Annotated in this window: 24 protein-coding genes and 15 tRNA genes; 30 read left to right on the top strand and 9 right to left on the bottom strand. The window is 39.7% G+C overall.

The annotated features are described in order from the left end of the window. Positions 1–52: 52 nt before the first annotated feature. The 15 genes from V7161_RS20315 (at position 53) to V7161_RS20245 (ending at position 1,591) form a co-directional block, all read left to right on the top strand. A tRNA-Arg gene (locus V7161_RS20315) sits at positions 53–129 on the top strand. A gap of 9 nt (positions 130–138) precedes the next feature. After that, positions 139–215, top strand: a tRNA-Pro gene (locus V7161_RS20310). A gap of 20 nt (positions 216–235) precedes the next feature. Next, a tRNA-Ala gene (locus V7161_RS20305) sits at positions 236–311 on the top strand. Positions 312–329: 18 nt separating this feature from the next. Then, positions 330–406: transfer RNA gene (locus V7161_RS20300), tRNA-Met, on the top strand. Between the two features lie 27 nt (positions 407–433). Then, positions 434–510, top strand: a tRNA-Ile gene (locus V7161_RS20295). Between the two features lie 17 nt (positions 511–527). Then, positions 528–620: transfer RNA gene (locus tag V7161_RS20290), tRNA-Ser, on the top strand. Positions 621–789: 169 nt separating this feature from the next. Beyond that, positions 790–863: transfer RNA gene (locus tag V7161_RS20285), tRNA-Met, on the top strand. Between the two features lie 3 nt (positions 864–866). Continuing rightward, a tRNA-Asp gene (locus V7161_RS20280) sits at positions 867–943 on the top strand. A 13-nt stretch (positions 944–956) separates the two neighbouring features. Beyond that, positions 957–1,032: transfer RNA gene (locus V7161_RS20275), tRNA-Phe, on the top strand. A 30-nt stretch (positions 1,033–1,062) separates the two neighbouring features. Continuing rightward, a tRNA-His gene (locus V7161_RS20270) sits at positions 1,063–1,138 on the top strand. Positions 1,139–1,144: 6 nt separating this feature from the next. Continuing rightward, a tRNA-Gly gene (locus tag V7161_RS20265) sits at positions 1,145–1,218 on the top strand. A 4-nt stretch (positions 1,219–1,222) separates the two neighbouring features. After that, positions 1,223–1,299: transfer RNA gene (locus V7161_RS20260), tRNA-Ile, on the top strand. A 35-nt stretch (positions 1,300–1,334) separates the two neighbouring features. Further along, positions 1,335–1,409 (top strand) — tRNA-Asn (locus V7161_RS20255). 3 nt (positions 1,410–1,412) lie between these two features. Continuing rightward, positions 1,413–1,503: transfer RNA gene (locus tag V7161_RS20250), tRNA-Ser, on the top strand. Positions 1,504–1,519: 16 nt separating this feature from the next. Then, a tRNA-Glu gene (locus V7161_RS20245) sits at positions 1,520–1,591 on the top strand. A 467-nt stretch (positions 1,592–2,058) separates the two neighbouring features. On the opposite strand, the gene V7161_RS20240 is transcribed toward V7161_RS20245, so the two are convergent. Beyond that, positions 2,059–2,970 (bottom strand): nuclease-related domain-containing protein, encoded by a 912-nt coding sequence (locus tag V7161_RS20240; protein ID WP_335714697.1) that lies wholly within the window; start codon positions 2,968–2,970, stop codon positions 2,059–2,061. Positions 2,971–3,442: 472 nt separating this feature from the next. On the opposite strand from V7161_RS20240, the gene glgB reads away from it, so the two are divergent. The 5 genes from glgB (at position 3,443) to V7161_RS20215 (ending at position 11,406) form a co-directional block, all read left to right on the top strand. Further along, on the top strand, positions 3,443–5,383 hold the full coding sequence (glgB, locus tag V7161_RS20235; protein WP_335714696.1) for a 1,4-alpha-glucan branching protein GlgB: 1,941 nt from the start codon (positions 3,443–3,445) through the stop codon (positions 5,381–5,383). Continuing rightward, complete coding sequence (locus V7161_RS20230; RefSeq protein ID WP_335714695.1) at positions 5,325–6,470, top strand: glucose-1-phosphate adenylyltransferase; 1,146 nt, start codon at positions 5,325–5,327, stop codon at positions 6,468–6,470. Before glgB ends, V7161_RS20230 begins: the two co-directional genes overlap by 59 nt. A gap of 73 nt (positions 6,471–6,543) precedes the next feature. Continuing rightward, a complete protein-coding gene (locus tag V7161_RS20225; RefSeq protein WP_335714694.1) occupies positions 6,544–7,575 on the top strand; it encodes a sugar phosphate nucleotidyltransferase in 1,032 nt (343 codons plus the stop codon). Then, positions 7,572–9,023, top strand: coding sequence for a glycogen synthase GlgA (glgA, locus tag V7161_RS20220; protein WP_335714693.1), 1,452 nt, complete (start codon positions 7,572–7,574; stop codon positions 9,021–9,023). Before V7161_RS20225 ends, glgA begins: the two co-directional genes overlap by 4 nt. Then, positions 9,013–11,406 carry a glycogen/starch/alpha-glucan phosphorylase gene (locus V7161_RS20215; RefSeq protein WP_335714692.1) on the top strand — a complete coding sequence of 798 codons (2,394 nt, stop codon included), beginning with the start codon at positions 9,013–9,015 and terminating at the stop codon, positions 11,404–11,406. The genes glgA and V7161_RS20215 overlap by 11 nt, the downstream gene beginning before the upstream one ends. A 35-nt stretch (positions 11,407–11,441) precedes the next feature. Here V7161_RS20215 and V7161_RS20210 read toward each other — a convergent pair whose 3' ends face one another. Continuing rightward, the gene (locus V7161_RS20210; RefSeq protein ID WP_335714691.1) at positions 11,442–12,380 is read right to left on the bottom strand and encodes a 1,4-dihydroxy-2-naphthoate polyprenyltransferase; all 939 of its coding nucleotides are present in this window, start codon (positions 12,378–12,380) and stop codon (positions 11,442–11,444) included. 338 nt (positions 12,381–12,718) lie between these two features. Between V7161_RS20210 and V7161_RS20205 the strand changes: the two genes are divergently transcribed. From V7161_RS20205 to menC, 6 genes are all read left to right on the top strand, one after another. Further along, complete coding sequence (locus tag V7161_RS20205) at positions 12,719–14,125, top strand: isochorismate synthase (RefSeq protein WP_335714690.1); 1,407 nt, start codon at positions 12,719–12,721, stop codon at positions 14,123–14,125. Then, entirely contained in the window at positions 14,122–15,873 is a 1,752-nt protein-coding gene (gene menD, locus V7161_RS20200) for a 2-succinyl-5-enolpyruvyl-6-hydroxy-3-cyclohexene-1-carboxylic-acid synthase (protein ID WP_335714689.1), read from the top strand. The genes V7161_RS20205 and menD overlap by 4 nt, the downstream gene beginning before the upstream one ends. After that, on the top strand, positions 15,870–16,682 hold the full coding sequence (menH, locus tag V7161_RS20195) for a 2-succinyl-6-hydroxy-2,4-cyclohexadiene-1-carboxylate synthase (RefSeq protein ID WP_335714688.1): 813 nt from the start codon (positions 15,870–15,872) through the stop codon (positions 16,680–16,682). The genes menD and menH overlap by 4 nt, the downstream gene beginning before the upstream one ends. A 13-nt stretch (positions 16,683–16,695) precedes the next feature. After that, a complete protein-coding gene (gene menB / locus V7161_RS20190; protein ID WP_335714687.1) occupies positions 16,696–17,514 on the top strand; it encodes a 1,4-dihydroxy-2-naphthoyl-CoA synthase in 819 nt (272 codons plus the stop codon). Between the two features lie 114 nt (positions 17,515–17,628). After that, the gene (locus tag V7161_RS20185) at positions 17,629–19,116 is read left to right on the top strand and encodes an o-succinylbenzoate--CoA ligase (protein WP_420491649.1); all 1,488 of its coding nucleotides are present in this window, start codon (positions 17,629–17,631) and stop codon (positions 19,114–19,116) included. Then, a complete protein-coding gene (gene menC, locus V7161_RS20180) occupies positions 19,113–20,222 on the top strand; it encodes an o-succinylbenzoate synthase (protein WP_335714685.1) in 1,110 nt (369 codons plus the stop codon). Before V7161_RS20185 ends, menC begins: the two co-directional genes overlap by 4 nt. A 198-nt stretch (positions 20,223–20,420) precedes the next feature. Here menC and V7161_RS20175 read toward each other — a convergent pair whose 3' ends face one another. Beyond that, the gene (locus V7161_RS20175) at positions 20,421–20,579 is read right to left on the bottom strand and encodes a DUF1540 domain-containing protein (RefSeq protein WP_223595781.1); all 159 of its coding nucleotides are present in this window, start codon (positions 20,577–20,579) and stop codon (positions 20,421–20,423) included. Between the two features lie 91 nt (positions 20,580–20,670). Continuing rightward, complete coding sequence (locus V7161_RS20170) at positions 20,671–21,609, bottom strand: metal ABC transporter solute-binding protein, Zn/Mn family (protein WP_335714684.1); 939 nt, start codon at positions 21,607–21,609, stop codon at positions 20,671–20,673. A 215-nt stretch (positions 21,610–21,824) separates the two neighbouring features. Between V7161_RS20170 and V7161_RS20165 the strand changes: the two genes are divergently transcribed. Continuing rightward, entirely contained in the window at positions 21,825–22,397 is a 573-nt protein-coding gene (locus tag V7161_RS20165; protein ID WP_335714683.1) for a beta-class carbonic anhydrase, read from the top strand. On the opposite strand, the gene yidD is transcribed toward V7161_RS20165, so the two are convergent. Then, on the bottom strand, positions 22,394–22,621 hold the full coding sequence (gene yidD / locus V7161_RS20160) for a membrane protein insertion efficiency factor YidD (RefSeq protein WP_335714682.1): 228 nt from the start codon (positions 22,619–22,621) through the stop codon (positions 22,394–22,396). The genes V7161_RS20165 and yidD overlap by 4 nt on opposite strands. A 142-nt stretch (positions 22,622–22,763) precedes the next feature. On the opposite strand from yidD, the gene V7161_RS20155 reads away from it, so the two are divergent. Next, positions 22,764–23,237, top strand: a complete 474-nt coding sequence (locus V7161_RS20155) for an S-ribosylhomocysteine lyase (RefSeq protein WP_223595773.1) — start codon at positions 22,764–22,766, stop codon at positions 23,235–23,237. A gap of 151 nt (positions 23,238–23,388) precedes the next feature. Here the strand turns inward: V7161_RS20155 and ytzI are convergent, their stop codons facing one another. Both ytzI and V7161_RS20145 read right to left on the bottom strand, forming a co-directional pair. After that, positions 23,389–23,556 carry a YtzI protein gene (gene ytzI, locus V7161_RS20150; protein ID WP_420491648.1) on the bottom strand — a complete coding sequence of 56 codons (168 nt, stop codon included), beginning with the start codon at positions 23,554–23,556 and terminating at the stop codon, positions 23,389–23,391. Positions 23,557–23,652: 96 nt separating this feature from the next. After that, the gene (locus V7161_RS20145) at positions 23,653–23,910 is read right to left on the bottom strand and encodes a DUF6154 family protein (protein ID WP_223595769.1); all 258 of its coding nucleotides are present in this window, start codon (positions 23,908–23,910) and stop codon (positions 23,653–23,655) included. Between the two features lie 219 nt (positions 23,911–24,129). Here V7161_RS20145 and V7161_RS20140 point away from each other — a divergent pair, with 219 nt between their 5' ends. Together V7161_RS20140 and ytkD are read left to right on the top strand one after the other, a co-directional pair. Further along, positions 24,130–24,453 (top strand): hydrolase, encoded by a 324-nt coding sequence (locus tag V7161_RS20140; protein ID WP_335714680.1) that lies wholly within the window; start codon positions 24,130–24,132, stop codon positions 24,451–24,453. Positions 24,454–24,537: 84 nt separating this feature from the next. Continuing rightward, entirely contained in the window at positions 24,538–25,008 is a 471-nt protein-coding gene (gene ytkD / locus V7161_RS20135; protein WP_335714679.1) for an RNA deprotection pyrophosphohydrolase, read from the top strand. A gap of 21 nt (positions 25,009–25,029) precedes the next feature. Here ytkD and V7161_RS20130 read toward each other — a convergent pair whose 3' ends face one another. Both V7161_RS20130 and V7161_RS20125 read right to left on the bottom strand, forming a co-directional pair. Next, the gene (locus tag V7161_RS20130) at positions 25,030–25,836 is read right to left on the bottom strand and encodes an ABC transporter permease (RefSeq protein ID WP_335714678.1); all 807 of its coding nucleotides are present in this window, start codon (positions 25,834–25,836) and stop codon (positions 25,030–25,032) included. After that, positions 25,826–26,593 (bottom strand): ABC transporter ATP-binding protein, encoded by a 768-nt coding sequence (locus tag V7161_RS20125; RefSeq protein ID WP_335714677.1) that lies wholly within the window; start codon positions 26,591–26,593, stop codon positions 25,826–25,828. The genes V7161_RS20130 and V7161_RS20125 overlap by 11 nt, the downstream gene beginning before the upstream one ends. Between the last annotated feature and the right edge of the window lie 17 nt (positions 26,594–26,610).

Below are 26,610 nucleotides of genomic sequence, written 5' to 3'. Positions count from 1 at the left end.
CGGTCCTCGGCACCAATGTATTTTACAATAATAAAATAACATTGAATATAATGCGCCCGTAGCTCAATTGGATAGAGCGTCTGACTACGGATCAGAAGGTTATGGGTTCGACTCCTTTCGGGCGCGCCATTTAAAATACGGGAAGTAGCTCAGCTTGGTAGAGCACTTGGTTTGGGACCAAGGGGTCGCAGGTTCGAATCCTGTCTTCCCGACCATTGACTTCTTAATTAATCCTGGGGCCTTAGCTCAGCTGGGAGAGCGCCTGCTTTGCACGCAGGAGGTCAGCGGTTCGATCCCGCTAGGCTCCACCATATTTCAATAATATATTTGGCGGTGTAGCTCAGCTGGCTAGAGCGTACGGTTCATACCCGTAAGGTCGGGGGTTCGATCCCCTCCGCCGCTACCAATTAATATTATTTTATAACTTTAACTTGGACCTTTAGCTCAGCTGGTTAGAGCAGACGGCTCATAACCGTCCGGTCGTAGGTTCGAGTCCTACAAGGTCCACCAGTAATTTTGAATAATATGGAGGAATACCCAAGTCCGGCTGAAGGGATCGGTCTTGAAAACCGACAGGCGGGTTAAACCGCGCGGGGGTTCGAATCCCTCTTCCTCCGCCATATTATTTTTAAGTTGAATAAATTTTACCGTCGCGGGGTGGAGCAACGAGCGTTGCTTCTATGAAAAATCTGCGAGTTGTATCAATCGAGCCGCTCATTGAGTTAGCTTTCTGAGATTGATACAGTCCATGTTACATTGGGCATAAGCAAAATCTTATATTTTTACCGTCGCGGGGTGGAGCAGTCTGGTAGCTCGTCGGGCTCATAACCCGAAGGTCGCAGGTTCAAATCCTGCCTCCGCAATTTGGTCTGGTAGTTCAGTTGGTTAGAATGCCTGCCTGTCACGCAGGAGGTCGCGGGTTCGAGTCCCGTCCAGACCGCCATTTAAATGGAAATGGCTCAGTAGCTCAGTCGGTAGAGCAAAGGACTGAAAATCCTTGTGTCGGCGGTTCGATTCCGTCCTGAGCCACCATTTATTTTAAAAATTTAATAGCTTTCTATGGCGGCTGTGGCGAAGTGGTTAACGCATCGGATTGTGGTTCCGACATTCGAGGGTTCGATTCCCTTCAGCCGCCCCATCAAATGCGGGTGTAGTTTAGTGGTAAAACCTCAGCCTTCCAAGCTGATGTTGTGAGTTCGATTCTCATCACCCGCTCCAAAATGGGCCTATAGCTCAGCTGGTTAGAGCGCACGCCTGATAAGCGTGAGGTCGATGGTTCGAGTCCATTTAGGCCCACCAGAATTTTTTGTGATAGCAAAGTAACTTAACATTATTCCGCAGTAGCTCAGTGGTAGAGCTATCGGCTGTTAACCGATCGGTCGTAGGTTCGAGTCCTACCTGCGGAGCCATATAGAGAAGTACCCAAGTGGCTCAAGGGGCTCCCCTGCTAAGGGAGTAGGTCGGGTAACCGGCGCGAGGGTTCGAATCCCTTCTTCTCTGCCATATAAATTAAATAATCGGCCCCTTGGTCAAGCGGTTAAGACACCGCCCTTTCACGGCGGTAACACGGGTTCGAATCCCGTAGGGGTCATACAAAAAAACTGATGATATATTTCATCAGTTTTTTTGTATTAAAGACTTTAAAATGTATAATGGATGAAAAAGAATAGTCATTTTTATGTTAATTTTAATTTAGGGCACTGTTTTTAAAATGATATAGAATACACGGCGATGGCAAAAAAAGTGCCGCTGAATCTGAAATAACCCTCATAGAGGACACGGGACTGGAAAAGATGTGCAGTCGAGTCTGCAATAACCCCGATAGAAGACCCGGTAAAGCTAAAAAGATGCCACTGAGTCTGCAATAGCCCTCATAAAGGACACGGCACTAGCAAAGAAGTGCAGCCAAGTCTGCAATACCCTCAATTGAAGACACGGTACTGTCAAAGTAAACCTGCGAAGTCCGTAATAACCTCTATAGAGAACACAGCAAGACCAAAAAGGCACATCCGAGTCCGTAATAATGTTTATTACACCCAGGACTTAGAAAAAGAGAAATTATTCGTAATAAGTCCATTTCCCATATCCTGTTACCGTAAAGTTTCTTTGTAGCACCCTATTAATTCTCTTTTTAGACCCAACCCCGCCACACCAATCATGAACAATATTTGTAGTAATCTTTAAATTTGGAAACAATAGCTTAATTTCCTCAACACTACGTAGGATGGCAGACTCAATCCTTTCCTCATATCCGCATCCAATACAAACTAAGCTCCTATTATCTGCAGAAATGGATAGTTCAAACGATCTGCAACCTGCACAAGTAAAACCTTTACGGCATTGATTGTAGTAATAAACTGGGTGTATTGAATAAGGTGATTTCGTTTGATGCAAAGAGACTAGTCTTTCAGCTAGCATCCTATGCCGATTGTTAAGTTTTGACGGAAGCTTATTTAATTTTTTCATGAACTGATTCAGCTGTGTCGGAAAAATGAAAGGTAGATTTTGGGGAGCTTGGTATAAAGTAAACTCGGGGTCAACAAAAACAGCGAAAGACTCAACTGGAAAATTATATCCAATATTCTGCATGAGCTGGCGGAACAATGTGGAACTTCTATTCAACTGATCCAATGGATTCGGATATACCCTGCCGGATAACGATTCCAACCTATCAGTTTTATAAATAAAGTCACCTTTATGATTTTTCACATCAATAAGATAAATTGGTTCCTGATAAATGATTGTGGTATCAATCTGGAAACTTGAATTGTTACTCTTAAGCAGCAAATCATTTAAAACATAGCACTCATTTTGAAGCTTTTCGGTTAATAAATCAAAATTCACTTCACCATCATATCCTTTTTCTAGGTTGAAAAGATGCCTTTTTTCTTGCTCTGATAATTCCATTCGTATGTTTAATATTCTAAGGCTCTTTAATTCATCTGACTCCACACGGCCTTTAAATGCCATATCATACGTCCTCTCTTTGATAAGAACTCTAACTAAATCATAATAAAAAATCCGTTAAAGTAAAAAGAAAAGTATGAATTTTTTGTTAACATTTGAAATTTTATTTTAGGATAATATCACGCTAACTAAAACGTCAATATTATTCTGGGATAACAATATGTAACCCTAATATATAACAGAAAACACTGACAACGCTTACAAATACAAGGTTGTACTAGCACAAGGGATTATCCAATTTTTGAAAAATAAATAATAATTATTGCTACTTTTCACAAAAAAACTTTATATTTTTTTGTCGAATATCGAAAGATAAATCGTTGTTTCTTGTCGAACACTGTCGAAAAAAGAAGTATAATGGCGGCAATTAGGGGTTATTGTCAGAAAAGATAAAAAAGTTTTACAAGGAATATTATTCATTTGCACTTATAATTGGTTTTTGAAATACATATTTTCAATGGGGATGAGGAGAGCCATGACAGTGAATACATTGTTTCCGACTGATTATCAGCTGCACTTATTTCACGAGGGAAATTTTTTTCAAAGTCATCAGCTTTTTGGCGCTCATATCTTGAAGAATTCCGATAAAGTTTATACACGATTTTGCGTATGGGCCCCGAACGCCACGCAGGTGAAGCTCACGGGGGATTTTAATAACTGGAATGGTGAAGGGTATGATCTGCAAAAGGTAAATGACGAAGGGGTTTGGATTATCATCATTAATCAAGACCTCGAAGGAAGTGTTTATAAGTATGAAATCTTAACACAAAATGGTGAAACGCTGCTTAAAGCTGATCCATTTGCCTTTTATTCTGAATTGCGACCGAACACTGCTTCCATCGTTTATTCCTTAAACAATTATCAATGGCAGGATAACCAATGGATAAATCGGAGAGCAACTCGAAAGTTTTTATCCGAGCCTGCCGTCATCTATGAAGTTCACTTAGGTTCTTGGAGGAAAAAACTCAACGGTGAGTTCCTTACCTATAAGGAACTTGCTTCAGAGCTTATACCTTATGTAATCGAACATGGCTTTACACATATAGAAATTCTACCCCTCGTTGAACACCCTCTCGATGCCTCGTGGGGCTACCAAGGAACAGGGTACTATTCGGTTACCTCCAGATATGGAACACCCGATGAATTCCGCTATTTGGTAGACCAGTGCCATCAGAATGGTATTGGTGTCATCCTGGATTGGGTTCCAGGTCATTATTGCAAGGATGCCCACGGTTTATATCGTTTTGACGGAACACATATTTATTCCTACCATAATGATGGTGACAGGGAAAATGCGGTATGGGGAACAGCCAACTTTGACCTCGGAAAGGGTGAGGTGCAAAGCTTCCTCATTTCAAACGCCATGTTTTGGATGGATTATTTCCATATTGATGGCTTTCGTATGGATGCAGTCGCCAATATCATTTATTGGCCGAATGGTACGAGTGAAAATCCCTTTGGAATTAACTTTTTAAAAAAATTAAATCAAGAAGTTCACGAATATGATCCGCATTTTTTAATGATCGGTGAGGACTCTACGGATTTCCCTAATGTTACTGCCCCAGTCAGCTACGGCGGTTTGGGATTTGATTATAAATGGAATATGGGCTGGATGAATGACATGCTTGAATATATGGAAACTCCGCCATATTCACGGTCAAAGGTGCATTCTAAAGTGACTTTTTCACTTTTATATGCTTTTCGAGAAAACTTTATGCTCCCGTTTTCACATGATGAAGTAGTTCATGGCAAAAAGTCGCTCTTGGATAAGATGCCGGGAGAATACTGGGAAAAATTTGCCCAGCTGAGACTTTTACTCGGCTTTATGTTTGCCCACCCAGGAAAGAAATTATTATTTATGGGATTTGAACTAGGACAGTTTGCTGAGTGGAAAGATAAAGAACAACAAGACTGGAACTTATTGGAATATGATATGCACCGCAATTTAAACTCATATGTAAAGGTATTGACGAAGGTTTATAAGCGTTCGAAACCGCTATATGAGCTGGATCATTCGCATGATGGTTTTGAATGGATTGATGTTAATAACAGTGATCAATCGATTTTTTCCTTCATTCGAAAAGGAGAAAAAGAAGAAGATCATTTAGTCATTATTTGTAACTTTACTGGTGTCAGCTACCCGGATTATAAGATTGGTGTAAATCATCTAGGTGAGTACCGGGAAATTTTAAATAGTGATCAACAAGAATATGGCGGAGCCGGACTGATTAATAAAAAGACAATCATGTCGTTAGAGGAACCGTTTCATGGTAAACCATATTCCATCAACTTAACAATTGCACCATTTGGTTTTCATATCATCAGACCGGTTAAAAAACGAAAGGAGAGAAAAGGAAATGGCAAAGAAAAAGTGCGTAGCCATGCTGTTGGCAGGGGGAAAAGGAAGCAGACTTAATTCGCTGACAAAGGATTTAGCGAAACCTGCTGTACCATTTGGAGGGAAATACCGAATCATTGATTTTACTTTAAGTAATTGCGCAAATTCTGGCATTGATACAGTTGGGGTTTTAACTCAATATCAGCCGCTTTTGTTAAATTCATATATTGGGATTGGCAGTGCCTGGGATCTTGACCGAAAGGATGGGGGGGTAACTGTTTTACCACCTTACGCTGAGTCTTCCGAAGTGAAGTGGTATACAGGTACAGCAAGTGCAATCTATCAAAATCTGAATTACCTGAAGCAATACCAGCCGGATTATGTATTAATTCTCTCAGGCGATCATATTTACAAAATGAACTATGAAAGCATGCTCGAATACCATATTGAAAAAAGGGCAGATGTCTCGATTTCCTTGATTGAAGTTCCATGGGCAGAAGCAAGCCGGTTCGGAATTATGAATACGAACGAGGATATGAGAATCATAGAATTTGAGGAAAAACCAAGTGAGCCCAAAAATAATTTAGCATCGATGGGCATTTATATTTTTAGCTGGAATATACTGAAAGAATATTTAGAAATGGATGCTCGGAATCCAGATTCCAGCCATGATTTTGGTAAGGATGTAATTCCCCTTCTTTTAGAAGAAAACAAGAAGCTTTATGCTTATCCGTTTAAAGGCTATTGGAAGGACGTTGGAACAGTTCAAAGCCTTTGGGAAGCAAATATGGATCTATTAAACGAAGAATGCGATTTAGACTTATTTGATCATGATTGGAGAATTTATTCTGTTAATCCAAATCAACCGCCTCAATATATTTCACAGGATGCGATTGTAAAAGAGTCGCTCATAAACGAAGGATGTACGATTGAAGGGGAAATAGATAAATCGGTACTTTTCCAAGGGGTAACAGTTGGAAAAGGCTCTTCCATTAAAGAATCTGTTATTATGCCAGATGCAGTCATTGGGAATAACTGCTTGATTGAAAAGGCGATTGTTCCTTGTGATGTGCAAGTGCCGGACGGGACTGTCATTCGTTCCTTCGATGATGAAATTATACTAGTGACCCAAGAAATGCTTAGCGGGTTATATCCTGCATATTAATTAACTAGAACAATCACAGTGGTGCCAGGAGAGAATCAGCAATTCTTATTAGAAATCAGGAGGGACTAAAGTCGTGAAAAGAAAGCTATTAGGCGTCATTGATGCCACCACATACCATGAGGATTTGGAAGATTTATTAACGCACCGTTCACTGGCAGCACTTCCGTTTGCAGGCCGGTATCGCATCATTGATTTTGTACTTTCGAATATGGTCAATTCCGGTATTCGAAGTGTGGCTATTTTTCCAAAAATGCAATATCGCTCCTTAATGGATCACTTAGGGTCCGGGAAAAATTGGGATTTGAACCGAAAACGTGATGGACTATTCTTCTTCCCATCACCGATTGTTGATAATGACGGAAATAAAATAGGGTCGTTTGAACATTTTGCGGCCAATATGGACTTTTTTAAGCGAAGCACGCAAGAATATGCGATCATCTCCAATTGCTATACGGTTTTTAATATGGACTTTAGACCAATTCTTGACTGGCATCGCCATTCTTCCTGTGATATTACCGAAATCCATCATGAAAATGGCAGTTCAATGGAAATGTATTTAATTAAAACCTCGCTCTTAATAAAATTGCTTGAAACGAGAAACGAGACGGGTTACACCTGTATGAGAGACGTTGTTCAAGATTTTGATCATCAGTACACAGTATGCCACTATGATTACAACGGCTATGCCGTCATGATAGATACAATTGAAAACTATTTTTCAACTAGCATGAATTTACTTAAGACGGATGTCTGGAAGCAATTATTTTTGAAAGACAGCCCGATTTTTACGAAGGTTAAGGATGAGCCGCCTACGAAATACGTTAAAGGATCATTTGTAAAAAATGCAATGATTGCAAACGGGTGTGTAATTAGTGGAACAGTGGAAAACAGTATTATCTCCCGTGGTGTTAAAATTGGGAAGGGTGCAGTCATTAAAAACTGCATTATCATGCAGAAATGTCAAATTGAAGATAACTGCTATTTAGATTCCGTTATTTTAGATAAAGATGTAAAAATAGAAGCCGGTACACATTTAACCGGAAGTGCCCGTTCTCCATTTGTAGTACGTAAAGGGATGAAGCAAGGAGCGTTGATGAACTCGTGAAAGTATTATTTGCCGTGTCTGAATGCGGACCATTTGCTAAATCGGGAGGTCTTGCAGATGTTGCAGGATCCCTTCCAAAAGAATTAAAAAGTCTGGGAACCGATGTTAGGGTTATTCTCCCTAAATACGGAACCATTTCTGATGAATATAAGAAGGAAATGAAAAAGGTAAAGGAATTCACTGTTCAGGTAGGCTGGAGAAATCAATATTGCGGTATAGAGGAGCTAACCCATCAAGGCGTAACCTTCTATTTTGTCGATAATGAATACTATTTTAAAAGAGAAGGTCTTTATGGGTATTACGACGATGGTGAACGATTTGCTTATTTCAATCGCGCTGTCCTTGAAGCAATTGCAGAGCTTAATTTTTTCCCTGATGTTCTTCATTGCCATGATTGGCATACAGCAATGATTCCTTATCTTTTGAGATCGGAATATTACAAAAGAAAAGGTTATGGTCTAATCCGGACTGTGTTTACAATTCATAACCTGCAGTTCCAAGGAATCTTTCCAAAGGAAGTTTTGGGAGATTTGCTTGGAATGGATTATCAATCCTTCCATCCCGATCACTTAGAGTTTTTCGGGAATGTCAACTTTATGAAGGGGGCACTGGTTGCAGCCGATACCATTACAACAGTTAGCCCAACCTATAAAAGTGAAATTCAAACGGCAACCTATGGTGAAAAACTGGAAGGTCTTTTGAAAGCTCGAAATGAAGACCTTTTGGGGATTTTAAATGGAATTGATGATGACTTCTATAATCCAGCAATTGACCCTTTAATATTTCAAACCTATACAGTAAATAATCCTGAAAAAAAGGTGATTAATAAAAGGGAGATTCAAAAGCTATTCGGCTTATCACAATCCGCAAATACCCCCTTGATGGTGATGATTTCCAGGTTGACTAAACAAAAAGGGCTGGATCTTATCAAATGTGTCCTGAGAGAAATTCTGCAAGAGGATATTCAGGTTATAATTCTTGGAACCGGTGACTATGATAATGAGGAACATTTAAGGCAGGCTGCACGTGTCTACCCAGAGAAATTAAAGGTTCATACTGGCTTTGATGAAGGACTCGCACATAAGCTTTATGCTGCGGCAGACTTATTCCTAATGCCTTCCCTGTTTGAACCTTGTGGACTAGGACAGTTGATTGCAATGAAATACGGGGCGATTCCGATTGTTCGAGAGACAGGGGGGTTAAACGATACCGTAAAATCCTGGAATGAAGTCACAGGGAAAGGAAATGGATTTTCTTTCAGCAATTTCAATGCCCATGACATGCTCTACACGATTAGAAGAGCCTTAAGCTTTTACCATGATCGTGAAACTTGGGAATCCCTTGTTAAACAGGCGATGGAAATGGATTATAGCTGGGCCCAATCAGCATTTAGTTATAACCAGCTCTATGCAGAGCTTATCACTAGGAGTGAAACCCATGTTTTCTAATACGTCTGAGTTTAAAGAATCCTTTTTAAATAGACTTGAAATGGTATGTGGAAAAAGTTTCTCGGAAAGTACAGCGAGAGATCACTACCAAACACTCGGAAATATGATCCGCGAATTTGTCAGCAATGATTGGATTGCCACCAACGAACGTTATCATGCGGCAAAGGGCAAGCAGGTTTATTACCTTTCTATTGAGTATTTATTAGGAAAATTGCTAAGGCAGAATTTAATTAACCTTGGGATTGAGGAAATCGTTCAGGATGGCCTTCAGCAATTGGGGATTGATTTGAGCGGGCTCGAAGAATTGGAAGCAGATGCAGGCTTAGGGAATGGCGGTTTAGGAAGATTAGCCGCCTGTTTTTTAGATTCGCTTGCGTCGTTAAATTTGCCTGGCCACGGCCACGGTATACGGTACAAACATGGCCTTTTTGAACAGAAAATTGTGGATGGCTACCAAGTCGAACTGCCTGAGCAATGGCTGCGGAGCGGCAATGTATGGGAAATCCGTAAAGCTGATTTGGCGGTTAAGATTCCTTTTTGGGGCAAGGTCGAAGTGAGGATGGAAAATGGGCGTCACGTGTTTCAACATTTGAATGCTGAGACGGTAACTGCTGTTCCTCATGACATGCCTGTAATTGGGTATAAATCAAATACCGTTAACACATTAAGACTATGGAATGCTGAGCCAGCACAATTTCCGTTTCACGATGATATTTTAAAATACAAACGGGAAACAGAAATGATTTCCGAGTTTTTATATCCAGATGATACCCATGATGATGGGAAAATTTTAAGGCTCAAGCAGCAATATTTTTTAGTTTCGGCAAGTCTCCAGTCCATCCTGAAAGCGTATCGAAAACAACATGGAAGTTTACATAGGCTTCATGAAGATGTTTGTATTCATATTAATGATACACACCCAGTCCTAGCGATTCCTGAGTTAATGAGGATTTTAATTGATGAAGAGGGCTTGGATTGGGAGCAGGCATGGCATATTACGAAAAATACCATCTCTTACACAAATCATACAACCTTGTCAGAAGCATTGGAGAAGTGGCCTATTCATATTTTCCGCCCCTTGCTGCCAAGGATATATATGATTGTGGAGGAAATTAATGAACGCTTTTGCCAGGAGCTTTGGGAGCAGACCCCAGGTGATTGGGAACGGATCAGAAGTCTTGCTATATTAGCTGATGATTACGTGAAAATGGCCCATTTAGCCATTGTTGGAAGCTTTAGTGTAAATGGTGTGGCAAAGCTGCATACAGAAATTTTAAAGAAGCGGGAAATGAATCAATTTTATCAACTGTTTCCTGAGAAGTTTAACAATAAAACGAATGGAATTGCCTACCGGCGATGGCTGTTAAAAGCAAATCCAAAATTATCGGCCTTAATTACCGAATCAATAGGTTCCTCTTGGACTTATACTGCAGAAGACCTTGCTAAATTACTTAAATATCAAAATGACCAACCATTTTTAGACCAGCTGCAAAAAATTAAAAATGAAAATAAACAAAGGCTGGCGGATGTTATTTTTGATAAAAATGGGGTTACTGTTGATTCAACAGCGATTTTTGATGTTCAGGTCAAACGCCTGCACGCCTATAAGCGTCAACTTCTGAATGTATTGCACATCATGCATCTTTACAACCGAATTAAAGAGGATTCAAGCTTTACGATTACCCCAAGAGTGTTTATTTTTGGCGCGAAAGCTTCACCGGGTTATTACTATGCAAAAAAGATTATCAAATTAATTAATGCTGTCGCGGATAAGGTTAATCATGATCCAAAGATTGGAGATAAACTCAAAGTCATTTTCCTTGAGAATTATCGAGTTTCCCTAGCCGAAAAAATCTTTCCTGCAGCGGATGTAAGCGAACAGATTTCGACTGCGAGTAAAGAGGCATCAGGAACAGGAAATATGAAATTTATGATCAATGGAGCACTGACAGTAGGAACCTTAGATGGAGCAAATATTGAAATTCAAGAGCTGGTGGGCGGGGATAATATCTTTACGTTTGGTCTTACAGCAGACGAGGTTCTCCATTACTATCAACATGGCGGGTATCAATCCCTTGAATATTATCATCACGATTATCGTATTCGCCAGGCGGTCGATCAATTAGTGAATGGATTCTTCCCTGATGTGCATAATGAATTCGAGCCCATTTTTGATTCTCTTCTTGAAGAAAATGACCAATATTTTGTCTTAAAGGACTTTGCCTCCTATACAGACATTCAGCGAAAAATAGGGGAAGCCTATCAAGATCAGCTGCATTGGCAAAAAATGAGTTTAACCAATATTGCTCGTGCAGGTTATTTTTCCAGTGACCGTACCATCAAAGAATATGCAAAGGAAATTTGGAAAATTAAATCATTATAAGAAAAGGCTTCTGCCCGTGTGCAGAAGCCTCTTTATTATGCGAAAAAATGTCCAACGAAAATGCCGATGGCAAGTAAAAATCCAAAAATGGTATTGGTTTGAGCGGTCGCTTTCATCGCAGGCGCCATTTGAATAGGCAAACTATTTTCAATAAAACCTTTTGTAGCTTTAATTGCTTTTGGTGCGCTTAAAATGACAATCGCCACCCATGCGGGAACCACGCCGCCAATAATAAGTCCTAAAACCCATAAATAAGAGAAAATAAACATACCGGCAAGCAGATTAATAGCCTTTTTCTTCCCTAATAGGATGGCTAATGTCTTACGTCCGTTTTCCTTGTCGTTATCAAGGTCGCGAATGTTATTAGCTAATAAAATTTCACCTACAAGTACCATGCTTGGGATTGATACTAAAATACTGGTACTGTCTACTGTCCCTGTTTGGATAAAGAATGAGATGAGAATAATCAACATTCCCATAAAGAATCCGGCAAATAATTCTCCAAAAGGTGTATAAGCAATTGGCACAGGGCCTCCGGTATAAAAATAACCGACCGCCATACAAATAAGCCCAATTAATGCTAACCACCAGCTGCTATTAGTGCAAATATAAATCCCTAACAATAGCGCGATTCCATAAAAACTGAATGCAAGAGTCATGACGGTCTTTGGTTTGATTCCATCACGGACAATGGTTCCGCCAATCCCTACAGAATGTTCGTTATCAAGGCCGCGTTTATAATCGAAGTATTCGTTAAACATATTGGTTGCGGCTTGAATGAGTAAACTCGCAATCAACATAGCGATAAATAACCCGAAATGGATTTTGCCAGACTTAAGTGCAAGTGCTGTCCCAAGTAAAACAGGGACGAACGCTGCTGTTAACGTATGAGGACGGGTCATTTGCCACCAAACTTGGAAGCCGCGGTTAGATTCGACTGCTGGTTTCGAATTTTGCTGTAAATTTGGCTGCATAGTGGTCTCTCCCTTATATAGTAATTTTATATATCGACAATTTTTTAGGTCTTAAGTTTCTTTCCCACACATAAGTGTATGGAATCAGAGTGGTGGTGTCAATGAATTTTTCCTTTCAAATCTAGAAGATAATACCTGTTTGGTTATAATTGAATACTTAGTGGGAAAATAACGAAAAAGTCGTTTACAACCTAATATTGAAATTTTGATATATAATAGGAATGAATCAGTATGGTAGTGACAAGTATTATTGACTTATTTACAATGGGAGTAGTATCTTTAATAAGGCTTAAAGATGAATGGATAACAGCAATTTTAGCTGTTTTGGAGGGATTTGTTTGGTAACCATTCAAGAAACGGAAATAAAGGAAAGGGGCCTCATCGCGGTTGAGAGGGCGAAAAAACTTAACCGGCCCATTTTAATGAGTGAAGTTCATAAAATGGACACGATCAACCCTTTATCATTTTTTAATATAGGGAACGAGCGCTATCTGGGTGAACGGTTTTTCTGGAAGGATCCCAAAGACGAATTAGTGCTTGTTGGACTTGGGATAACAAAACAAATTCAGTCGGATCAGGCTACTGACCGCTTTTTTCATGTTGAAAATGAGTGGGAAACCTTTTTAAGGGATAGTATCATTTTTAACCCTTATAAAGAAATTGGGACTGGTCCATTGATGTTCGGTGGGTTTTCTTTTGATCCATACAAAGAAAAAACAGAACTCTGGTCGAAGTACGCCGATTCCTTGTTCCATTTACCCAAATATTTATTAAGTATTATTCAGGGGCAGGCCTATTTAACAACAAATATTGTTTGTACACCAAATGATGATGTTTCGTTATTTAATAAAGTGGTCGAGGAAAGGAATCATCTTTTAAATTCTCTGGGGCAGGGCCATCGGTCGAAAACAACAATCCTGCTAGAGACAGAAGAGATTTCACCAGACCAGTGGAAAAAGACGGTTGACAAAATCGTGAAGGAAGTTTCGGCGGGTCCGTTAAAAAAGGTGGTTCTAGCTCGGGAGCTTAGACTAACTTTCAATCATGAAATCGAGGCTGAAAAGGTTCTCTATAACTTAAACGATCAACAGCATGAAAGTTTTATCTTTGCTTTCGAATCGAACGGCGATTGTTTCATCGGCGCATCACCGGAAAGACTTGTAAAGAAGCAGGGGAATGAAATTTTTTCCACTTGTCTTGCTGGGTCTATTTCACGTGGAGAAACAAATGAAGAGGATAGGCTATTGGGGGAAGAGCTTTTAAAGGATCAAAAGAACCTTATTGAACACCGCTATGTTGTTGAAATGATTAAGGAAGCCTTAGAAGAATCATGTGAAAAAGTGATCTTGCCTGAAAAACCTCAACTAATGAAGATTCGAGATATCCAACATTTATATACTCCTGTAATTGGAAAATGCCATCAAGATACTTCTTTATTGCTATTAGTTGAAAGACTGCATCCAACTCCCGCTTTGGGGGGCCTTCCTAAAAGTGAAGCAGTTGAAAAAATAAGACAGGTTGAAGAACTTGACCGAGGTTTTTATGCTGCTCCATTAGGCTGGGTCGATTACCGCAAGAATGGAGAATTTGCTGTTTCTATTCGTTCAGGATTAATTCAAGGAAATGAAGCCTCGTTATTTGCTGGTTGCGGTGTCGTGGCTGATTCGGATTCTGAAAGTGAATATATGGAGACGAGCTTGAAGTTTAGGCCAATGCTTAGGGCCTTTGGAGGAAAAATAATATGAGTCATCAAGAATCATTAACCGCATATATTGCGGCCTTTGTAGCAGAGTTAGTCTTCTCTGGTGTCACCGATGTCGTCGTCAGCCCAGGTTCTAGATCGACACCAATGGCGATGGTGATGGCTGAACACCCTGATTTAAAGGTACATATCCATGTGGATGAACGATCTGCTGCTTTTTTTGCATTAGGAATTGCCAAGATTACAAGCAGACCTGTTGCCATCCTTTGTACGTCAGGCACGGCTGCTGCAAATTATTTTCCTGCGATTGTTGAAGCTCGGTATTCACGAGTCCCATTGATTGTGTTAACCGCAGACCGGCCCCATGAACTTAGGGAAGTAGGGGCCCCCCAGGCAATTAATCAAATTCATTTGTATGGGCATCAAGTTAAATGGTTTGCGGAAATGGCGCTGCCTGATAAAGGCGATGAGATGATTCGTTACGCTCGGACTTTTTGTGCAAGAGCTACAGCTGCTGCTACCGCATCTCCTGCTGGTCCGGTTCATTTGAATTTCCCGTTTCGTGAGCCGCTGATTCCTAAATTGGATGAGGAGATTTTTCATACGGAAGAACGATCAAACGGATATGTGAAGGTGCTTAACGGTGATTTAACTATTAATGAAGAGCATATTAAAGAAATCGCTGAAAAACTAATGGGAAAAGAAAAAGGAATCATCGTTTGCGGAAACATCGCTGATGAAGCGTTTGCTAATGCAGTTACCCAACTTGCCGAAGTATTAAAATTTCCGATTTTGGCTGACCCTTTGTCACAGCTGCGAAGTGGAAAACACAACCTTGAACATATTATTGATTCCTATGATACCTTCTTAAGAAACGATGAGGCAAAGTCATTCTTAAAACCGGAGGTTGTCATTCGCTTTGGAGCTATGCCTGTATCAAAAGCTTTAACAATTTTCTTAAAAGAAAACCATAGTGCTGATCAATTTGTCATTGATGGAGGCGGTGGCTGGCGCGACCCATCATCGTTATCGACGGATATGATCTTCTGCAATGAAACCATTTTTTGCGAAAAGCTTGTTACATATTTAAAAAGACAGTCACCATCTATGTTCTTAGAAGATTGGAAGAAAGTTAATAAACTTACTAAGGAAAATATGGCACTGGTTCGTGATACTGCTGAATTAAGTGAAGGCAGATTATTTTATCAATTAGCCGAGCTGCTCCCAGAAGGAGCCACTATCTTTGTTGGTAATAGTATGCCAATCCGCGATCTAGACAGTTTCTTCTTAAACAATGATAAATCGATAAGGGTTGTCGCGAACAGAGGGGCAAATGGTATTGATGGTACTGTTTCTACTGCTTTAGGTACAGCTCTATACTCTCAGCCATTATATTTGGTTCTAGGGGATTTAACATTTTTCCATGATTTAAACGGCCTGATTGCCGCAAAGCTTTACAATATTGATATTAATATTATTCTGGTAAACAATAATGGCGGCGGGATTTTTTCCTTCCTTCCACAAGCTGAACATCCGAAACATTTTGAACTCCTATTTGGCACTGCCTTAAATATTGAGTTTGAACATGCGGTCAAAATGTTTCATGGTGATTATACAAAAATCAAAGATTGGGATCATTTTGAATCGGAAATGAAGATGGCAATGAATTCAAAAGGAATGAAAGTTTTTGAGGTAGCTACAAATAGGGACAGAAATCGAGATGAGCACCGCGAATTTTGGCGTGTGGTTTCCCAGGAAATATCAAATTTTGTCACAGGTGAACATGGATGAAGGTAATTATCGACAATGTTAAGTATCATGTCGAGAAATGCGGCAGCGGATTTCCGCTGGTAGTGTTACATGGATTTACTGGAGATTCGACGACCTGGACTCCTTTTTGTGAACATTGGGGGACGCATTCGAATTTAATTATTCCCGATATTATCGGTCATGGAAAAACCGATTCGCCAGAAAATAGTAACCACTACCAAATCGAAAAAGCCGCGAATGACCTAAAAAGCATCCTAGATTATCTGGGAGCCAAACAAGTGGATCTACTTGGCTACTCAATGGGGGGAAGACTTGCCTTAACCTTTGCAGTTCTTTTTCCTGAGAGAGTACGAAATTTAATCCTGGAAAGTGCCTCACCTGGTCTACAAACGGAAGCAGAACGTGAAACGCGCCGTATGAAAGATACTGAACTTGCAAATTTTATTAAAGATAAGGGCTTAACGGAATTCGTTGATTACTGGGAGGAGATTCCATTGTTTTTAACGATGAAACGTCTTCCATTAACAATCAAGAATTCCATTCGGCTTCAACGGTTAAATAATTCACCCCTTGGACTAGCAAATAGTTTAATCGGAATGGGGACAGGCTCTCAGCCTTCTTGGTGGCAACACCTTCATCAGCTTTCTTGTGAAGTTTTGCTGGTAACGGGCAGTGAAGATAAAAAGTTTTGTACAATTGCGGAAAAGATGTTGAAGGAGCTTGAAAATGGGACATGGGTGGTTGTGGAAAACAGCGGCCATGCAATTCATGTGGAAGAACCAGAAAAGTTTGGTACAATAGTAAGTGACTTTTTGTCATCAAATAAATAAGGAGGTTTTCATTTTGACAGTAGAATGGGTTCCAGGACGTAAATATGAAGAAATTTTATATGAAACTTATAATGGAATTGCAAAAATCACCATTAACCGTCCACATGTACATAATGCTTTTACACCCAAAACGGTTATGGAGTTGATTGACGCTTTTGCCTACGCACGTGATGATGCAAGTGTTGGTGTGATCGTTTTAACAGGTGCCGGAGAAAAAGCATTCTGTTCAGGTGGGGACCAGAGTGTCCGTGGACACGGTGGATATGTAGGGGAGGACCAGATCCCTCGATTAAACGTTCTAGATCTGCAGCGCTTAATCCGCGTTATTCCAAAACCTGTAGTAGCGATGGTAAAAGGGTATGCGATTGGCGGAGGCCATGTATTACATGTAGTCTGTGATTTAACAATCGCTGCCGATAACGCTGTTTTTGGACAAACAGGTCCGAAGGTTGGAAGCTTTGATGCCGGTTATGGCTCTGGATATTTAGCAAGAATTATTGGACATAAGAAAGCGCGTGAAATTTGGTTTTTATGCCGTCAGTACAATGCACAAGAAGCGCTTGACATGGGCTTGGTAAACACTGTTGTTCCTTTAGAACAGGTTGAAGAAGAAACCATTAAATGGTGTGAAGAGATGCTTGAAAAGAGCCCAACTGCACTCCGTTTCATTAAAGCTGCTATGAATGCTGATACGGATGGCTTAGCAGGATTACAACAATTTGCTGGCGATGCGACATTACTTTACTATACAACAGATGAAGCGAAGGAAGGCCGCGACGCCTTTAAAGAAAAGCGTAAGCCTGATTTCGGTCAATTCCCGCGGTTTCCTTGATTTAATGTTTTTTAGCAGCAGCTTGATGGATTTCCATCAGGCTGTTTTTTAATAGAAAAGCGGAAGCCCCTAGGCGCTGAAGCTAGACTGTATATAAGGTGGTAAAGAGAAATGATGAATGAGAGAATGCCTAATTTTTTAAAAAAGCGCATGTTTTTAACTCCTGATAGAACTGCTGTTTATTTTGAAGATCAGGCGGTATCGTTTAAAGAACTTTATGACCGTTCACTTAAGGCCGCAGGACAGCTCCAAGGACTTGGCGTACAACAAGATCAATTTATTGGTGTATTGTTAAAAAACCATCTTGATACAGTGGTTATATTATTTGCTCTGCAGCTATTAGGCGTGAAATCGGTCATATTGAATAATCGTTTGACTTCATCTGAATTAGTTTGGCAGTTAAAGGATTCGAAATCCTCTTTTCTTATCCTTGAAGAAGCCCTATCTGACAAAATGAATGAACAAAATCTACTGATAGAGATGATAACGAAAGAAGCCTTATTTAACCGAAAACCAGAGTTGCCTGACATCAGGGATGAAATCAATCTTGGTGATATTTGTACGATCATGTATACATCAGGAACGACCGGACATCCAAAAGGGGTGATGCAGTCCTATGGAAACCACTGGTGGAGTGCTGTTGGATCTGCTTTAAATTTAGGGGTAAATGAAAGCGATTGTTGGCTTTGCAGTGTACCTCTTTTTCACATAAGCGGATTTTCGATCCTGATGCGCAGTGTCATTTATGGAATGCCGATTGTCCTGCATGAAACCTTTAATGCTGAAAAAACGATCAAAGATATAAATGAGAAAAATGTTTCCGTTATGTCGATTGTTGGGACTATGCTGAAAAGAGTAGTGGAGACGCTTGGAGCAAAAAGGCTTCCTGGCCATTTTCGCTGTATGCTGCTAGGTGGCGGCCCTGCACCGCTGCCATTGCTAGAGGCATGTACTGAAAAAGAGATTCCGGTTTTTCAAACCTATGGAATGACAGAATCCTCCTCCCAAATCGTCACGCTTGCACCAGAATATAGCCTAACTAAGCTTGGTTCTGCAGGCAAACCATTATTCCCTTCGGAGATCCGAATCGAAGGTGAAGAGGGGGGAGCTGCTCAAGCTGGTGTGGCCGGTGAAATCATCATTAAGGGGCCTAATGTGACTGCAGGTTATTTAAATCGCCCAGATGCCACGGCAGAAAAAATACGGGACGGCTGGCTATATACAGGTGATATTGGCTATTTAGATGAAGCCGGCTTTTTATATGTTCTGGATCGGCGCTCCGATTTAATTATTTCAGGCGGCGAAAATATTTATCCCGCAGAAATTGAAGCCGTTTTATTGTCTCATCCTAGTGTTCAAGATGCCGGTGTCATCGGTATTGACAATGAGCAATGGGGACAAGTGCCAGTTGCCTTTTTAGTAACCAAGGAGGGGGATTATCCTTCTGAAGAAGCACTAACGCAATTTTGTGGAGAACGGCTGGCAAAGTATAAAGTTCCTAAGGCTTTTTATTTTATAGAGAAGATGCCAAGAAATGCGGCAAAAAAATTACTCAGAAGAAATCTTAAGGAATGGCTGATTGAGGGCAGGGCTGATAGATGAGAATATCGACTGTAGAGCTATTTATTATTCAAATGCCTTTAAAATCTCCATTTCAAACTCATTTAGGGTCTGTTCATGAACGTGAAGGCATCATCGTAAAAGTTACGAATAAAGAAGGCATATCTGGTTTTGGCGAGGGAGTAGCCTTTTCAACGCCATGGTACACAGAGGAAACAGTAGAAACGTGTTTGCATATGTTACAGGACTTTTTAATTCCATTGCTGCAAAAACACCCGATTCGGCATCCAGATGAGGCATCTGTTCTTTTTAACAAATCTCTGAGAAGAAATAATATGGCGAAGGCTGCCTTAGAGATGTCGCTATGGGATTTATATGCCAAGACTCAATCACAGCCTTTATCAAAATTGTTAGGGGGGACAAGGACACGGATTCCTTCTGGTGTAGTAGTTGCTACAGATTCGACTCCTAAAGCGCTATGGCAAATTGAGCAATACCTTCAAGAGGGTTACCAAAGGATAAAAGTAAAAATTAATCCAAACCAGGATTATTCCTTTTTAGCAGACATCAGACGGCATTACCCGGATTTGCCGATCATGGTCGATGCTAATTCTGCTTATTCATTAAAGGATATGGACCGACTAAAAGCCTTAGATGAATGGAATTTATTGATGATTGAGCAGCCGCTTGCTCATGATGATCTAATTGAACACGCAATACTGCAAAAAGAAATCAAAACACCTATTTGTTTGGACGAAAGTATTGTGTCCTTCGAGGATGCCAGAAAGGCAATTGAGTTTGGAAGCTGCAAAGTTATTAATATTAAAGCGGGCCGTGTTGGAGGTCTCTCGGAAGCGAAACGAATCCATGATTATTGCTTTGATCGAGGTATTCCCGTATGGTGTGGGGGAATGATTGAATTTGGCATTTCCCGCGCCCATAATATTGCGCTTGCATCACTGCCTGGCTTCACAATTCCAGGGGACATTTCTGCTTCAAACCGGTTTTGGGATGAAGACATTATCAGCCCGGAAGTGACCGTAGATAATGGAGAAATAGCTGTACCTGAGTATCCGGGAATCGGATATCAAATTAATGAAAAACGACTCCAGGAAACGACACTCTCGCAAAGAATAGTTACTTTTTAATGAAAAAGGCTATGTTAACAGCGTTGATTGGAGCGGAAGGTGTGAAGACTCCTGCGGGAGACCCCGCAGGAGCAAAGCGACGAGGAGGCTCTCCGGCACGCCCACGAACCGCTCGCGCCTGGAGCGTAAATCAACAACTAAGTTTAACAGAGACATAATAAAATGGACCAGGCATAATGTGCCTGGTCCATTTTATTATTAGAGATCGCCTGGTTCAAAGGTTTTACAATCAGTTTCTTGACTATTATCAGCCGTTTTCCCTTTGTGGCTGACAACATAGATACTTTCTGCGCTGCATTTATTTCCCTTTGCCCAAAACGTACAGTTATTTACTTCACATAAAACATCCTGTGCCATTCGTATCACTCCTTATTATTTCGGTAATACAGATATAGCATTTGAAGATCTTAAGCAGCACATGCCTGTAAGTGTCAGGGAAAAAAGGTAATTAATTATTTAAAGCGGTTTTTAATGTATCAAGGTTCTTTTTCATTAAGGAAAAATAAGTTTCTTTGTTCTTGATGTTTTCTTTGGTTAATATGGCCAGGTTATGAATCGGTAAAGCTCTGGCCCCAATTTCCTCTTGGACAATTTTACCTAGCTTCGATTGAACGTTTTGTTCAAAAAGAATGTAATGTAATCCTTCATGGTCTGCCACGGAAATTATTTTTTCTAATTCTTTTTGGGTTGGTTCATTGGTAGTAGAAAGACCGGAAATGCTAATTTGTTCTATTCCATAGCGGTGCTCCCAATAGCCAAATGCAGCATGGGTCACAATGATTTTCTTATGCTTGGCCGTTGAAATGGTTTTCTCATATTGGCCATTTAGTTCGTCTAACTGAGCTGCAAGAGTCTGATAATTTTTATCAAAAAGCTCTTTTTGCTTGGGCATTTTTTTCACTAGGTTATCACGAATAACGGCAGCCATTTCCTTTGAATAAATCGGATCTAGCCAGACATGAGGATTAACATCGCCATGTTGGTGTCCGTCTTCATCCCCGTCTTCATGAGCTCCGTTATCTTTTGGCAGCTGTAGCTTATCTGCTGTTGCTACTAAAGATACATTTTCGTTTTTTAAGGTGCCTTTTGCTTTTTCCACAAATCCCTCCAGCCCTAATCCAATGTAGAAAAATAAGTCTGAATCAGCGAGATTCATCATATCCTTTTGCGATGGTTCAAAGGTATGTTCATCTGCCCCAGGAGGATAGATGGTTTTTACGGCAACATATTTGCCGCCAATTTGTTCAGTAAAATATTGAAGTGGGAATACTGTTGTATAGATGGTTAACTGGTTCTTATTTTTTTGGACCGGTTTGTCATTAGAACAGGCAGATAGGAACAGGCTTAATGGAATTAGAAAAGAAAGGAAAAGAATAAATTTTTTCATAAAAGCTCCTTTAATAATAGGTTATAAATCGGATTAATTACGATTTGTTGTCGAAAAATTTTTAGCATTCAGAATAAATAATTTTGTATAATACGGAACGATTCCGATTTCCATATGTATCTTACAAAAAAATTTGCCTGTTTGCAAGTAAAAAATTTGTCTCAAACATAATAGATAGGTATGCTTAAAAGGAGAAAAAGAAAGGTGGGTATTAAATGAATAACACATCATTATTAAATGACATTCTAGTTCATAATCAAAAATTCGTAGAAGATCATGAGTATGAAAAGTATGAAACCACGAAGTTTCCAAATAAAAAAATGGTCATTTTAACTTGTATGGATACAAGGCTGCTTGAATTATTGCCAAAGGCTTTAAATCTTGGAAATGGCGATGCGAAAATCATCAAAAATGCTGGTGCCCTTGTGTCACATCCATTTGGCAGTATCATGCGCAGTATTCTTATTGCGGTTTATCAGCTGCAGGCTAAAGAAGTTATGGTCATAGCCCATCACGATTGCGGGATGAGCGGTTTAAAAGCAGATCCAGTTATAGACAGTATGATTGAACGCGGAATTCCTGAAAAAACACTTGATACTCTAACCTACTCAGGTATTGACATTAAACAGTGGCTTCATGGTTTTGATAATGTAACAGAAAGTGTCAGCCATAGTGTTGATATCATCAAAAACCATCCGCTTATGCCGGAAGGTGTTCCTGTTCATGGCCTTGTCATTGATCCTAAGACCGGAAAATTAGATTTAATTGTCAATGGGTATGAGAATTAATTTTTATGTTTTTCAGGCACCGGGTCAATGCCTCCAGGGTGAAAAGGATGGCATTTCAATATCCTTTTTATCGTGAGATATCCGCCTTTTAAAGCCCCAAAGCGCTGTACGGCTTCAAGTCCATAATGCGAGCAGGTAGGATAAAAGCGGCAAGTAGGAGGCTTTAAAGGTGAGATTACGTTTTGATAAAAACGAATCAGTGCAATAAATGCTTTTTTTAACATTTTGGTCGCTCCTCATTAATGGTTACTTACAAAATACCATATATTAAAACGAACGTCTAAATTTGTTAAATATAACTAAGTAGATGAAAAAACTCGGGATTTAGTGTATGATAGTTTGTAGATAATAAAAGGAGTGATACTGATGCCTTCAGTTGAAAGCTTTGATTTAGATCATAATGCCGTAAAAGCACCTTTTGTGAGACACTGTGGTGTTCATAAAGTAGGAAGTGACGGTGTTGTTAATAAATATGATATTCGTTTTTGCCAGCCAAATAAACAGGCGATGAAGCCTGATGCTATTCATACACTTGAACATTTGCTTGCCTTTAATATCCGGAAGCATTCAGAGAAGTACGATCATTTCGATATTATTGATATTTCTCCAATGGGGTGCCAAACAGGATACTATCTTGTCGTCAGCGGTGAACCGACTGTAGAGGAAATCATTGATCTTCTTGAGGATACAATGAAAGATGCCGTTACTATAACTGACATTCCTGCAGCAAATGAAAGACAATGCGGTCAGGCAAAGCTTCATGATTTAGAAGGAGCTAAGCGTTTAATGAATTTCTGGCTTGAGCAAAGTAAAGAAGACTTAAAAAAGGTATTTGGGTGATATAAAAAAAGGCGGTTTGAGCAGAGCAAAGCGTTCACAAATCCAAAATGGCAAATGATTTATTTCACTTTGACATTTAAAAACTAATTCATTATTGCGGCGCTCCGCCCCTTTTCCTCTAAAGTTTCTATTCATTTTGAATAGGAATTTTTTATGCTCTCTTATTGTCATTTGAATTTGAATGTTCTTTTTGCTTTTGCTCCACATTAGGATTATTTTCTAATGGATCAACTGTATGCTTATATGTATAGGCTTTCGAAGTTGTAATTACGGCTAATAATAGCACAACAATAACAATGATGATGCATACGACAAACACAGTATACAAGAATATTCCCCCTTTTCCTTATTGTAACATGAAACAAAAAAGGAAGCCTAAACTAGCGCTCCCTTTTCTCGCGGCTTATGTAATATATTAGTGTATATTTCGTGGATAATAAGTATTGGTGCGATGTTGTCCATACTCTTCTTGCGCAAATTTACCCTTGAGGCTTTCAATTAAATAAAGACCCATTAAATCGTATAATTCCTGTTTACTCATATCCTGAATTAAAGCAAGAAGGTCCTCATGTGACATTTCCTCCAAAAAAGCAAATGCGAGCATATCGATATCCTCTTCATCACCCGTAAGCTTGTTCCGGTACATTTCATATAGTTCATCTACTAATTTCATACTTGAACACCTCCTGCCTTAATTAGTATTTTTTCTTTTACAAACGTAAACCATTCCCATAAACAGCGAAAAATTACTTTTTTCCTATTGACTGAAAAATCTGTTTTCTTTGATTGTATGATTATTATATCGTATTCATTTCTAAAAAATGAATCGAAATTTGTAAAAGAATAAATTTTATCTTTTTGTGGATTAATAAACGTAAAAGGGGATGACAAAATGGATGAGCAAAAGAAAACCTACTATATAGACGTAGGGACAGGCGAAATTTCTCAGAGTGCCACAAGCTCAACATGGAGCTATAAAATCCAGGCAACAGATGAAGAAATTACTCAATTACGCGAGTTGTTTGACCAAAATTATTCGACAGAGTGGAAAAACTTTATCAGAGCGCATATTCCATTTGTTGAATATCATAATGACAGTGACAATCACACCTATGATGGTACAATCCAACAAGTATATGGGATGATCCATAAGCTAGGGGATGAAGAGGCACGAAATCATATTGAAAGTATGAATATTTTACAAAAAAATGAATAAGAAGAAGACGGAAAATCCTAGTCTCTAGGGTTTTCTTTTTTTGTTATAATAAAAATACTAAAAACAATTTGAGGCGGGTTGGGCATGATTGATTTTTTAGATAGTAATGGAAATAAGGTGACATTGTCGTTTTCTCATGATGCTTTTTTAGAAGATGCAAAGCATGTTCTCGTCATTTGTCAATTTGGTGATGAGTGGGTCCTAACCAAGCATAAAAAACGAGGGCTTGAGTTTCCTGGCGGGAAGAGAGAGGTCGGCGAAACACTCGAGGAAGCGGCTAGAAGAGAAACCTATGAGGAAACTGGAGCCATTTTAGGTGAATTGAAATATATTGCTGAGTACAAAGTGTCAGACAAGGAAGGTTCGTTTGTAAAAGCTGTTTTTTGGGGAAAGGTAAAAAGGTTAGAGAAAACAAATACATACCACGAAACAAATGGTCCCATTTTGGTCAGTGGCAATCTGCTACAGCTTCGTTTTGAAGAAAATTATAGCTTCATCATGAAAGATCAGGTCGTGGAGGAATGCATGAAATGGCTGCAAAATGAAAAGGAATAGTGGCAAGCTTAAAGCAACCCACTATTCCTTGATAAGTTTTTTTTCTAACAGATCGACAAGCTGATACATAATCGTTGCAAATAAAGCGATGACCAATAATGATAAGAAGACAAGTGTAAAATTAAATACCTGAAATCCATAAATAATCATATATCCGAGTCCTTTTGTGGATACAAGAAATTCTCCCACAATGACCCCAACCCATGAAAGCCCGACATTAACCTTTAATGTAGAGATAATGGTTGGAAAACTGGCAGGCATAATCGCTTCTTTAAAACATTCAAAGCGTGTGGCCCCGAAGGTTTGAAGCACCTTTAAATAATTGGGGTCTACTTCTTTGAAGGAGGTATACACAACAAGAGCTGTGATGATTACCGAAATAATAACGCCATTGGCGATTATGGAAGTGTATCCCGGACTTAAGGCGACAATAATTACCGGGCCCAAGGCTACTTTTGGCATCGCATTAAATATAACAAGATAAGGATCAAGTATTTTGGACACAAAGGGGGACCACCAGAGAAGCGCGGCAATCAGGACACCCAATATCGTGCTTATAATAAATCCTACGATGGTTTCCATTAATGTGGCCCCTAAGTTGGTAAGTAAAGAGCCGTCTTGAATTTTATCCAAGCATAGAGCCCAAATTTTTGATGGAGAACTGAAAATGAGCGGGTCAATCCATTGCATTCTGCTTAATAATTCCCAGCTCGAGAATAGGAGCAGGAAAATAATTAACTGATAAAATCGAACCCACCGTTTTTCAATTTTTAAGGATTGAATGTAGTTTTTATGGAGGAGTTCTACCTTATATTTTTCATGATTCAAGTGACTCCAACTCCTTCCATATTGTTTGAAAGATGCCTTGAAAGGCTTCATGATTCCTTGCTTCAAAAGGAGAAAGATTTCGAAGCTCTTCCGGCATTTCAAACGTTTTATAAATTCTTCCGGGTTTTGCTGAGAATAAAAAGATACGATCGCTCATAGCGATGGCTTCGCCAATATCGTGGGTTACGAGTATAGCCGTTTTGCTGAATTCATCTAACGTTTTGGAAACTAAATCCTCTAGCTTTAACTTTGTTTGATAATCAAGTGCCGAAAATGGTTCATCCAGCATCAGCAATTTTGGTTCTGTTGCCAGCGTTCGGACAAGGGCGACACGCTGCCTCATCCCACCGGATAACTGCTTAGGCAGCTGTTTTTCCACACCAACTAACCCAATTTGATTTAATAGGCTATATGCCGCAGACTTTGTTTTCTCATTGAGCTGTTTTGATAATTTAAGGCCTAATAAAATATTTTCTTCAATCGTTTTCCAAGGGAACAAATAATCCTGCTGCAGCATATAGCCAATTTCATTTTTAGAAGTAGATACAGGTTTATTCTCTAAAAGAACTGTTCCCTGGGTTGGTTTCAAAAGACTGGAGATAATCGAGAGCAGAGTTGTCTTTCCACAGCCACTAGGGCCAAGGAAGGAAACAAATTCTCCCTCCTCAACCATAAGCGAAATATTGGAGAGGGCCGTGGTGGCAGAGGCTTTAGTGAAATAAGTGTGATGAATATCCTGAACCTTTAAAAAGCTCATGTTGACGGCCTCCCTTT

It is taken from the genome of Neobacillus drentensis (genome assembly GCF_036965425.1).
GTDB classification, from domain to species: domain Bacteria; phylum Bacillota; class Bacilli; order Bacillales; family Cytobacillaceae; genus Neobacillus; species Neobacillus drentensis_F.
Note: the sequence above shows the minus strand (reverse complement) of the source record. Positions and strands in the feature narration are given on the sequence as shown.

Coding starts and splice junctions, on each gene's coding strand:
- V7161_RS20240 (WP_335714697.1), bottom strand. CDS start 2,970: ATGGCATTTAAAGGCCGTGTGGAGTCAGATGAATTAAAGAGCCTTAGA.
- glgB (WP_335714696.1), top strand. CDS start 3,443: ATGACAGTGAATACATTGTTTCCGACTGATTATCAGCTGCACTTATTT.
- V7161_RS20230 (WP_335714695.1), top strand. CDS start 5,325: ATGGCAAAGAAAAAGTGCGTAGCCATGCTGTTGGCAGGGGGAAAAGGA.
- V7161_RS20215 (WP_335714692.1), top strand. CDS start 9,013: ATGTTTTCTAATACGTCTGAGTTTAAAGAATCCTTTTTAAATAGACTT.
- V7161_RS20210 (WP_335714691.1), bottom strand. CDS start 12,380: ATGCAGCCAAATTTACAGCAAAATTCGAAACCAGCAGTCGAATCTAAC.
- menD (WP_335714689.1), top strand. CDS start 14,122: ATGAGTCATCAAGAATCATTAACCGCATATATTGCGGCCTTTGTAGCA.
- menH (WP_335714688.1), top strand. CDS start 15,870: ATGAAGGTAATTATCGACAATGTTAAGTATCATGTCGAGAAATGCGGC.
- V7161_RS20185 (WP_420491649.1), top strand. CDS start 17,629: ATGAATGAGAGAATGCCTAATTTTTTAAAAAAGCGCATGTTTTTAACT.
- menC (WP_335714685.1), top strand. CDS start 19,113: ATGAGAATATCGACTGTAGAGCTATTTATTATTCAAATGCCTTTAAAA.
- V7161_RS20175 (WP_223595781.1), bottom strand. CDS start 20,579: ATGGCACAGGATGTTTTATGTGAAGTAAATAACTGTACGTTTTGGGCA.
- V7161_RS20170 (WP_335714684.1), bottom strand. CDS start 21,609: ATGAAAAAATTTATTCTTTTCCTTTCTTTTCTAATTCCATTAAGCCTG.
- V7161_RS20165 (WP_335714683.1), top strand. CDS start 21,825: ATGAATAACACATCATTATTAAATGACATTCTAGTTCATAATCAAAAA.
- yidD (WP_335714682.1), bottom strand. CDS start 22,621: ATGTTAAAAAAAGCATTTATTGCACTGATTCGTTTTTATCAAAACGTA.
- V7161_RS20155 (WP_223595773.1), top strand. CDS start 22,764: ATGCCTTCAGTTGAAAGCTTTGATTTAGATCATAATGCCGTAAAAGCA.
- V7161_RS20145 (WP_223595769.1), bottom strand. CDS start 23,910: ATGAAATTAGTAGATGAACTATATGAAATGTACCGGAACAAGCTTACG.
- V7161_RS20140 (WP_335714680.1), top strand. CDS start 24,130: ATGGATGAGCAAAAGAAAACCTACTATATAGACGTAGGGACAGGCGAA.
- ytkD (WP_335714679.1), top strand. CDS start 24,538: ATGATTGATTTTTTAGATAGTAATGGAAATAAGGTGACATTGTCGTTT.
- V7161_RS20125 (WP_335714677.1), bottom strand. CDS start 26,593: ATGAGCTTTTTAAAGGTTCAGGATATTCATCACACTTATTTCACTAAA.